Genomic DNA, 9,813 nt, shown 5'->3' with positions numbered 1-9,813 from the left:
GCAGCCCCGGCATTTCAGGGGCGCGGGGAACTGCGCGAGAAGCCCCACGGACCCGTGGGCGGGCGCCCGGGGGGGCCCCCCCCCCCGGGGGCCCCCCCACCACCATGTCCGGGCGTCTCTCACGTCCTGTACACACAACTGGTTGTATCGCCGGTCTTCTCCGGGGGTACGCGCCCGGTCAGGCCCGGGGCCGGTACCTGTGCCGGAATGGGAACCCTGGCACCTCCAGCAGGAACCAGCCTCGGGCCGCAGCGTTAGAAAGCTTCACCGACGGTCCAGTGTTCGACGGCCCTGATGGCGGAGAAAGTGCCGTCGTATCCCTGTCGCAAGGAGAAGTGAGAGCTGCTGGCGGGCAAGCCGTTGTCACACCTGGCCCGGGCCGATGCGACGGCAATCAGGGGGCGCCACGGTCTCGTCGCCAATCCTGAGCACTCCCTTTCCAGTGTGAAGGGTGGTGCTGGTCGCCTGAACTCGGCCTCGACCACGCGTCGGTACCCGGGCGTGTGGCACCGGCTTGCCGGGGGCCGCTCCGCGCGAGTCGGGACGCCGCACATTCTGCGGCCGGGAAGGTCGGTTGGTCGTCCGGGCCGACGTCGTGAGGATCGGAGCCTGGACGTTGCTGCCGGCTGTGGTGGCGGGGACTGGTCTCCGGCTGCCGCGTGGTTCAGCTGGCGGTGAGCATGCCCTTGCGCAGGCGGGTGAGGGTGCGTGAGAGCAGGCGGGAGACGTGCATCTGGGAGCAGCCGAGGTGTTCGGCGATCTGGGCCTGGGTGAGTTCTTCGACGAACCGCATGTGGATGATCCGGCGGTCGCGTTCGTCCAGCTCGGCGGGGAGCGGGGCCAGGTCATGGAAGTCCTCGACGAGCTCCATGGCGGTGTCTTCGGTGCCGATGAAGTCCGCGAGTGCCGCCTGCCCGGTGTCGTCGCTGTTGATGGCGGCGTCGAGGGAGGATGAGTTGTAGCCGTTGGCGGCCACGCGCGCTTCGATGACCTCTTCCTCGGTCAGGTTCATCAGTTCGGCCAGTTCCTTGACCGTCGGGGTGCGGCCGAGCCGGCTGCGGAGTTCGTCGGTGGCGCGGGCGAGTTCGACGCGGGCTTCCTGCAGGCGCCGGGGGACGTGCACGCCCAGGAGGTGTCGCGGAAGAACCGCTTGACCTCTCCGACGATGTAGGGGACGGCGAAGGACGTGAACTCCACCTCGCGCGAGAGTTCGAACCGGTCGAATCGCCTTGATCAGCCCGATCATGCCGCCCTGGACGATGTCATCCATCTCGTCCGCGCCCCGGCTGCGGAACCGGCCGGCCGCGTAGCGCACCAGGGACATGTTCATCTCGATCAGTGTGTTGCGCGCGTACTGGTACTCGCCGGTGCCCTCTTCCAGGACGGCCAGCTGTGCGAAGAACAGCTTCGACAAAGACCGCGCGTTTTTGGGCGCCACCTTCAGCGGATCGGCGATCTCCGGCAGTGGCGTAGCGTGATCGACGCTCGTGTGAAGACTCGTCGTCGCCGTCATCGGTGCTTCCCTCCCTTGCCCGCCGGCCGGCCCCTGGCTCCTCGCGGGCCGACGACGGGCCGCCCCCTCCGTCTCACTGCGGCCATGCGCAGACATTCTCCCGATGTCGTGCATGGCGCATGGATGCAGAACAGCAGGTGGTGCACTGTGATGACGATGCGCGACTTCTTCACCACAGCCATGCGGTGGAGTGACTCACCCGGGACAGGGCTCGGGCGTCACGGCGCACGGCCGCGTTGCCGATGCGGGTTCTGCCTGGACCGGGCAGGCGCGACTGTCCGGCGGCGAAGCGGCGGTGGCCGGCTCCTCAGTTCTTCCCGCGTCGGTCCTTCTGTGTGGATGTAGGGCTCACTTGCTGTCCGCACGGCAGCGCCGGTTGCCTGTTGATCCACATCCGTTGCGGGTAGGCGGGGTGACATGGCTGGAGTGGTAGAGGCTGGACTGTGGGGGTTGGTGGCGGGCTCTGCGCTGTTGGTTGGTGCCGCGCTGGGCTACGGGCTGCGGGTGCCGCAGAAGGTGATCGCGACCGTGATGGCCTTCGGCGCCGGGGTGCTGATCTCAGCGGTGTCCTTCGAGCTGGTCGGGGAGGCGTACGAGCAAGCGGGGCTCGCTCCCGCGGCCGTCGGCACCCTCATCGGCGCCTTGGCCTACACCGGGGGAAATGTGTGGCTGGCCCGCCGGGGCGCGCGCCATCGCAAGCGCTCCGGTCACGAGCGGGCCAAGGCGCAGCCCTCGGAGGCCGAGCAGGGCGGGTCCGGGATGGCGCTTGCGCTCGGCGCTCTGCTCGACGGGGTGCCGGAGTCGGCGGTCATTGGCGTGAGCCTGCTGGATGGCGGCGCGGTGAGTCTGGTGACCGTGGCTGCGGTGTTCATCAGCAACGTCCCTGAGGGACTGTCCAGTTCGGCGGGTATGAAGAAGGCCGGCCGTGGCCGGGGCTATGTCTTCGGGGTCTGGGCGGCGATCGCCGCGGCCAGCACGGTATCGGCCGTCTTTGGTTACACGGTGGTCGGTTCCTTCTCTCCTGCCGTGATCGCTGCGGTGACCGCGGTGGCGGCCGGGGCGATCCTCGCCATGATCGCGGACACGATGATCCCCGAGGCATTCGAGGACGCTCACTTGGCCATCGGCCTGATCACGGTGAGCGGCTTCCTCGTTTCCTTCGCCCTCTCCCACACCTGACCGCTGGGACTGTAAGTGGGTGGACGGCGCATGGTTGGTGTGTGTGGGCTCCCAGGCGCTGACGGGTCTGGGACATGGGAAGGGTGAAAGCGGCTCGACTCCCAGGGAGATCCGGTGGTAGCCGCGTGGACGTCGTCGGCGGGCGACCAGCGCTGGTATGTGATCCCGGACGGCACCGAATGGGACAACGTGTCGGGCTGGCTGGTCCATTGGGCGCTGCCCCAGTACGTGCCCGGTGCGCTGCGCCGGGCACACTCGCCGTGCTTCGTCGACCCCGATCTGCAGAGCCCCGGCGAGCAGGCCGCCCGGCAGGCACGCGACGACTGGAGGAGCGGTACACCGACGACGAACGGCAGTTGGAGCTGGCGCTGCGGTAGGCCAAGGAGAGGGCGGAGCCGGTGCGGTACGTGCTGCAGTACGGTAGCGGCTCCGAGCTGGTCGACGCGGTCGCGCAGACAGGACGTCACGGACGCCATCCCAGCTGCTTGGCGGGACATCACGGTATGAACGCCGGACGGCGTCCTCCTGGGAGGGGACGCCGTCCGCCGCTGTGTCACCCCGTCGGCTGGGGCATGAGAATCTGTTCGGACCAGTTGAACGTCATCTTCAGCCGTGCTGCCGGAACGTCAGGTTCAGGAGGAGTCGTCGGAGTCGGCCGCGAGGGCCTTGCCCACGCTTCCCGCCCGAGTGACGCCGTCGACTGCCACACAGATGCCAAAGACACGATCGTGGCTGGTCCAGCCATTGACGCGGCCACGGTTATTGCTGATCTGCACCCGCTTCCTGGCGAGGTCCACGGACGACACCAAGTGCAAGTAGACCGTCCCTGCGACACGGGCGAGGACGATGTCTCCGACCTCCAACTTCGACGGGTCGACCGGGGCAACGACCACCTGCTGCCGACTACGTATCAGCGGGACCATCGAGGAGCCGCTGGGCCGGAACGTCACGGTGGCCCCGCCGGCAATCCTGCCTGCCACTGCATCCAATGCACCCATCCGATGATCGTGGCAGATTCCCTTCCATCACCCCACCGATTTATTTCTCCTTACTTCTTCTTACTTCTCCGTGCTTCGTCAGCGAGGCGAACGTTGCCCGATGCGGCACCAGACGCCGTCCACGCCGGTCATCCCGAGTGGCATCAACTCACCTGCCTACGACACTCTGATGCTTACCGTGCTCAGGGAGCAGAAGAACCACGATCTCGACAGACAGTGTGTTACGACAGCCGAGCTATGCGGCCTCTCGTCAGGCGGTAGCTTGGCGGGCACAGCGTGTTACGGCAGTTGGGGCAGGATCATGCGGATGCGGTTCGAGGCCGGGGCCGGGGCCGAGGAGGAGTTCCAGGCGGCATGCCGTCGAGTGCCGGATCAACCGCCTCAAGCGCCGCCGGGCCGTGGCCACGAGATAGGGCAAGCTCGCCGTCCGCTACGAGGCGACGTGTTGGTCGCAGTCCTCAACGAGTGGCTGTGACCAGCACCTTCCCGGCAAACCCTAGTCGACCCTGATCACGTACTTGCCCCGCACCCCGCCCGCCTCCAGCGCCCGGTGTGCGGCCGCTGTCTCTTCCAGTGGGAAGACCGTGTCCACCGCCGGCCGCAGCTTCCCCTCCGTCACCTGGCGGGCGAGGTCGTCGAAGAGCGCACGTTCGGGGTTGCCGCTGAAGAAGCGCACCCGGCCGCGTCCGTGGACGGCGCTGGCCGCGATGTAGCCCAGCGAGGCGGCGGGCCGCGTCAGGTCGAAGGCGATGGTGACCATGCGTCCGCCCGGCTTCAGCATCCGCCGTACGGTACGCAGGTCGGTGCCCGCCGTGTCGAGGACCACGTCGAACAGTCCCAGTTCCGCAGGGGACACGGTCCGGTGGTCGACGGCGTGGTGGGCACCGAGCGTACGGACGAAGTCGAGGTTGGCAGCGCGGGCCAGGGCCGTGACCTCGGCACCGTACGCCTGTCCCAGCTGGACGGCGGCGTTGCCGACGCCGCCCGCCGCGCCCCGTACAAGCAGCCGTTCGCCGGGGCGCAGTGCGGCCTTGTCGCGGAGGGCCGTGACGGCCGTGGTGGCCACCGGCAGCGCGGCAGCGGCCACGAGGTCCAGTCCGTCCGGGACCCGGCCGAGCCGCTCGGGCCGTACCGTCACGTACTCGGCGGCGCTGCCGAATCCGGAGCTGCGGCCCAGGACGCCCCACACCTGGTCGCCGACCGCTACGCCGGTCGCGCCGGTGCCGAGTGCGGCGATCTCGCCAGTGAAGTCCAGCCCGATGCGCTGCGGGAACTTCCGGCCGGTGAGGAGGCGGGCCCGACCGGAACGGGCCGCCAGTTCGCCGCCGTTCACGCTGAACGCGCGCACGCGCACGAGGACCTCGCCGGGAGCCGGTCCGGGACGTGGCACCCGGCCCACATACAGCACCTCGGGGCCGCCGAAGCGGTCGAACAGTACGGCTTTCATCGTGCGGTCGCCCATCGCCTTCGTTCTCACCTTCGCCACCAGTGGCCGTGCGGGGGATCGTGGCGCCGAGCGTAGGCTGGCAAGCGGACGAGATCGTCCATTTGACCGGAGGTGAGAGACAGCGGTGGGGGAATCCTCTCGGATCGCGGGGCAGGACACTCTGCGGGCGGACGCCCGGCGCAACCGGCGGCGCATCCTCTCGGCTGCCCGCGTGGTCTTCGCCGAGCACGGCATCGACGCGCCCATGGCGACCGTGGCCCGGCGGGCGGGGCTCGGCGTGGCGACGCTGTACCGGCGTTTCCCAACGCGGGACGCCCTGGTGCGGGCCGCGTTCGCGCACCAGATGGACACCTGTGCCCGGGCGCTCACCGAGGCGCTGGCCGACCCCGATCCGTGGCAGGGCTTCCAGCGACTGGTCGAGACGGTCTGCGAACTACAACGGGAGGAACGGGGCTTCCCGGCCGCGTTCGTCGCGGCCTTCCCGGACAGCATGCGAGAACACGCGCGGGTACGGGAACAGGCCGAGCAGGACTTCATGACCCTGGTCCGCAGGGCTCAGGCGGCGGGCGCGCTGCGGGCCGACTTCCACCCCTCCGACTTTGCCGTGGCCCTGTTGTCCCACTGCGGTCTGGTCACCGCACTGCCGGATGACCGTGCGGCGTCCCGGCGTCTGGTGGCGTACTTGCTCCAGTCCTTCCGCGCCGAGGCGGCCCACGGACCGCTGCCCGCGCCGAGCACACTGTCACTGCGCAGTCTTCCGCTCACGGCCCACGGCTCCCAAGGACAGCAACCCTCCAGAGCCTGATACAAAGCGGCGCCTGCCGCGTGGCCCGCTCTTCAGGCGACCGCGCCACTTTCGCAACAGGCCCTACAGTAGACGCCGTCCACGCCGGTCATCCCGCCTCTCGTGAGGCGGTAGCGTGGCGGGCACAGCGTGTTACGGCAGTTGGGGCAGGATCATGCGGATGCGGTTCGAGGCCGGGGCCGAGGAGGAGTTCCAGGCCGCGTGCGGGCTGTTGATCGACCGGCTGGTCCAGTGGGCCGGAGAGCAGGGTCTTCCGATGGACGAGTTCCTGGCGGAGGCGACGCTGGAGTACCGGCACCGGGCGACAGCCGACGGTCGGCTGGGACTGTGGGAGCCGCGGCATGTGGAGGAACTGCTGTTGTCCTGGCTTCCCCAGCAGGTCATCGAGCTTCCGGGAGAGGAGAACGGCGACGCTTCGGGGACGTTGCGCACCCTGCTGCGCTTTCTGAACGCCAATCAGTTGCTGGACCCGCGCGGGCCCGCGCTTCAGGACTCCCTGGCGGCGGTCGACACAGTAGCGGAGCGGTATCCGGCAGCGATGGCGGACCGTACCCGCTGGGGCCTGGCGAAGTTCTGGATGATGACCGCCGGCGAACAGGGCGTGGACGTCCTGGACGAGCGGGCGTTGCAGCGATTCACGGATCGCGCTCAGCGTGGGGAGGTCGCCTACGACCAGACGGCTCTTGCCTCGATCATGCAACGGCGGTTGACCGGCCGCGCGTTGTCGGGCGACGCCCGGGCTGAGCCGCAGCTGCCCGTGGTGCTCCCCGCTGACAGGGTCCTGCGCCGACGGGCCGAGGCCTCGGTGATCGTGGCGCAGTTGCGCGGGCTCGCCGAGTGGGTGGGACGGGAGGGCCGGGCGGTGACGGCCGCGGGGCGACTGCGGATGGGCGATGCCCGCGAGCTGGTGGACGTGCTGGGTACCGGCGACAAGACCGAGGGCGTGCGTTCCTCGGCCGACCTGCCGCGGCTGGGACTGTTGGTGGAGTGGGCGAAGAAGGTGCGGCTGGTCCGGGTGGTCAAGGGCCGGTTGTACGCGGTGGCCAAGGCCCGAGCGGTGCTGGACGACCCGCTTCGGCTGTGGCTACGCGCCTTCGACGCGTGCTTCGAACTGCGGCAGGCCCTGATCGGGGCGCACAGCGGCCGGCATGTCGAGTCGATGCTCTTCGACAGCTTCGACGAGATGCTGGAGGACGTGCTGAACACGCTCTACAGCCTGCCGCATCCGATGCCGTGGCCGCGGCTGCGTGATTCCGTGCAGCTGGGCTACGGGGCCCGCTTCCAGTTGGACGGTGACTCGGAACTCCAACACCGGATGTGGTTCAAGCACGCCGAACGGGACCTGCGTTCGGTACTCGACGTGCTGGTGGTCCTGGGCGCCGTAGAGCGCGATCAGGGGATGGCCGATGCGGTGTTCCTAGAGGCCGATCTTTTTGATGTCGGACCTGAACGGCCTGCGGACATGCCGCCGGAGTTCGCGGAGTTGTTGGGCTTCGCGGGGGCGGCAGCGGACCCGGCTGCGGCGCGCGAGCGTGAGCGCCGACTGCGTCAGGAGCTGACCGCCGGGCCCGTCGAACTGCTCCGTCTCAGCGAGCTGGGCACCCGGGCCGTACGGCAACGGCTGCTGGCAGCCGGCCGGGATGCACCGCTGGTCGGTGAACTGGTCCAGGCGTCGGCGGCCGGCCTGCTGGGTGTGCTGGCCGAGGACTACGACCCGGATGCCGCCCGCGCAGAGCTGGACGGATGGCTGCTGGCCCGCGGGGAGCGGGAGACCGCACTGCAGCAACTGACCGATGCCGTACGGACCATGGCCTTCCGCACGCGCGCGCAGGCGATGCTCGACGCGCTGTCGGCGGCGTTGCCCGGCGGAGAGGGCGAGCGGCTGCTGCGTGCGCTGCGGGGCGACACCCTGTTGGCGCCGCTCGCGCTGAGCGCGCTGATGCACCGTGAACTGCTGTCTCCCCTGGACATGACCGAAGCCGAGCATCTGCTGATGCTCGCCGAGAGCCTGCTGCAGCTCGTGGAGCTGGCCGGCGGCCCAGGCGGCGCCGAGGAGGCGCTGCGGGCCCAGGGCCCCGAGATTGAGGACGCGGTTGCAGCTGCGCTGAACTCCGCGCACCCGGACCGAGCCGGACTCGAACAACTCAGGCAACTGGCGGCCCGAACCCTGCGTGCGTCCGCCGCCCACCACGGCGGAGTCCGGGGACGCGGGCTCTCCGCGCGCAGGAAAGGGCGCAAGCGGCACCGGTGACCGAGTGATACCCATCGGTGGCGCAGTCGCAGGGGTGAGACCTGCTCGGCCTGCACAACACTCACGTCGCCAGCGACACGACCGGGGCGCGGTCTCCTGGGCGACCTCGCCTACCAGGTCGCCTGGCGCCGCGACCACACCAGCGCAGCCGCCATCCCCCACCACGCCTTGGCCCGCTCCGACACCCGTGACAGCCGGAACACCAGTTGCGCGATCCGGCCAGCCCGTCTGGCGCAAGTCAGGTCCAGCAAGACCTTGGAGGCCACGGCCCGGTCGTGCGCGATGCCGAAGGCGGGCGGGCCTCGGCGAGTGGGAAGGTGTGCGTCACGATCGCATCCACAGGTAGGCCCCGGTCCAACAGGCCGATCGCTTCGTCGACCGTGACCCGCGCCCGACATCAGTTGGACCTCGGGGGCCTGTCGTGGATCGACGACCATCCATGTGGACGTCAGAGGGCGATTTCCTCGGACTGTCCGTCAGCCATCCGTTCCATCCACTCGCGCACGGTCACTGCGTGCTCGATGCGGTTGACGATGTCCTTCTTGGACGCCGTTTCCAGGGTCTCCGGGATCTTGCCGAAGGTGTCGGGAAGGACGTCGAGCAGACCTAAGATCTGTTCACCGGTACTGACGGTCAGCAGCTGCTGGCACCTCCACTGAAGCGGCACTTCGGGACGGTGCGTGAGCCGCTGCACGAGCGTCGGGAACAGGTAGTGCGTCGCCTCTGCCGCGAGGTGCGCTTGGAGCCAGTCGACGGGGAGCCGCTGGCTGAAGCCGTGCCTGGCCGCCTCCTGGGCCAGAGCGATGAGCTGACGGGTGTCGACGGCTCGGACGGTGCGAGGAAGAGTGGGACTCATGCCGAGATGATGCCAAGGACCCCGGTCATGAGGTCACCGGGGCGGTGTCAGAGCCGTGCTGGAGGATCAAGCCATGCTGATTGCAACGCGGTAAGGCGGGCTGGAAGGACGGCTGCATGTGGAACGACATCGGCTCACAGTTCAGGGCTGATGAAGCTCAAGGCCAGGACTGACGGGTGCACTGGCCAGCATGGTGCGGATGGCCGCGACAACGTTCTCGCCGAAGGCCTGAGCACGACAGGTGTCGTATGTGCACGACACCTGCCGTCATCCGCGTCTGGCCTCCTGGTGCAGGTGTGCGGGTCGCCGTGACGGTGTGAGGTCGCCTGGCATGGCTGGCTGACGGAACCGGAGCTGGGGTCGGCCCTGCTGGAGTGGCGCTTCACCCCCGACAGCCACGAAGCCTTCAACCGGTATCTCGCGTTCCGGACCGCGCAATCCTGACCTTGCCCGCCCTTGCTTGCAATAAGCGCGGTAGACGCCGAGAACGATGCGAAGCCGACGACCGTTGCCGTGCTCAGCGGTCCAGAAAACCCCAGGTCAGGATGCCGGGTTGACGACAACTAGCTCGCTCCGCCTCAATCACGGAACTGCGGTCAGAGCCAACTTGGCTCTGACCGCGATTTGGTCAAGCGGGTCTGATGCAGGTTCGGGTGACAGGTGCGGTCGCGCGGCCTGGAGGGCCGGTGTGGTCATGACGGTCTCGAATTCGATGGGGGTCAGGCGGCCGAGTGAGGCTTGTCTGCGCCGCCGGTGGTAGGTCC

Annotated in this window: 7 protein-coding genes and 1 pseudogene; 3 read left to right on the top strand and 5 right to left on the bottom strand. The window is 68.9% G+C overall.

The genetic code is table 11. From position 1 onward, the window contains the following. Positions 1–664: 664 nt before the first annotated feature. Positions 665–1,513 (bottom strand): annotated as a pseudogene (locus tag ABT147_RS44990) (RNA polymerase sigma factor SigF). Between the two features lie 417 nt (positions 1,514–1,930). On the opposite strand from ABT147_RS44990, the gene ABT147_RS44985 reads away from it, so the two are divergent. Continuing rightward, entirely contained in the window at positions 1,931–2,692 is a 762-nt protein-coding gene (locus tag ABT147_RS44985) for a ZIP family metal transporter (RefSeq protein WP_351417850.1), read from the top strand. 632 nt (positions 2,693–3,324) lie between these two features. On the opposite strand, the gene ABT147_RS44980 is transcribed toward ABT147_RS44985, so the two are convergent. Next, positions 3,325–3,672 carry a S24/S26 family peptidase gene (locus ABT147_RS44980; RefSeq protein WP_351417847.1) on the bottom strand — a complete coding sequence of 116 codons (348 nt, stop codon included), beginning with the start codon at positions 3,670–3,672 and terminating at the stop codon, positions 3,325–3,327. Positions 3,673–4,186: 514 nt separating this feature from the next. Next, positions 4,187–5,152, bottom strand: coding sequence for an NAD(P)-dependent alcohol dehydrogenase (locus ABT147_RS44975; RefSeq protein WP_351417845.1), 966 nt, complete (start codon positions 5,150–5,152; stop codon positions 4,187–4,189). 109 nt (positions 5,153–5,261) lie between these two features. Here ABT147_RS44975 and ABT147_RS44970 point away from each other — a divergent pair, with 109 nt between their 5' ends. Next, positions 5,262–5,942: a TetR/AcrR family transcriptional regulator gene (locus ABT147_RS44970; protein WP_351417842.1), complete on the top strand. Its 681-nt coding sequence runs from the start codon at positions 5,262–5,264 to the stop codon at positions 5,940–5,942. Between the two features lie 115 nt (positions 5,943–6,057). Continuing rightward, positions 6,058–8,193, top strand: a complete 2,136-nt coding sequence (locus ABT147_RS44965; RefSeq protein WP_351417840.1) for a hypothetical protein — start codon at positions 6,058–6,060, stop codon at positions 8,191–8,193. Positions 8,194–8,641: 448 nt separating this feature from the next. On the opposite strand, the gene ABT147_RS44960 is transcribed toward ABT147_RS44965, so the two are convergent. Together ABT147_RS44960 and ABT147_RS44950 are read right to left on the bottom strand one after the other, a co-directional pair. Beyond that, positions 8,642–9,049 carry a hypothetical protein gene (locus ABT147_RS44960; protein ID WP_351417838.1) on the bottom strand — a complete coding sequence of 136 codons (408 nt, stop codon included), beginning with the start codon at positions 9,047–9,049 and terminating at the stop codon, positions 8,642–8,644. A gap of 582 nt (positions 9,050–9,631) precedes the next feature. After that, positions 9,632–9,813, bottom strand: a 182-nt coding sequence (locus ABT147_RS44950; RefSeq protein WP_351417879.1) for a hypothetical protein, incomplete at its 5' end; no start/stop codon positions are given.

The sequence above is a fragment of the Streptomyces sp. NPDC001868 genome (assembly GCF_040297125.1).
In the GTDB taxonomy this organism is placed as follows: domain Bacteria; phylum Actinomycetota; class Actinomycetes; order Streptomycetales; family Streptomycetaceae; genus Streptomyces.
The sequence above is the reverse complement of the archived record's forward strand: the minus strand, read 5'-3'. Positions and strand labels throughout refer to the sequence as shown.

Excerpts from the sequence above, each read along its gene's own strand:
- ABT147_RS44985 (WP_351417850.1), top strand. The coding sequence starts at position 1,931 with ATGGCTGGAGTGGTAGAGGCTGGACTGTGGGGGTTGGTGGCGGGCTCT.
- ABT147_RS44975 (WP_351417845.1), bottom strand. The coding sequence starts at position 5,152 with ATGGGCGACCGCACGATGAAAGCCGTACTGTTCGACCGCTTCGGCGGC.
- ABT147_RS44960 (WP_351417838.1), bottom strand. The coding sequence starts at position 9,049 with ATGAGTCCCACTCTTCCTCGCACCGTCCGAGCCGTCGACACCCGTCAG.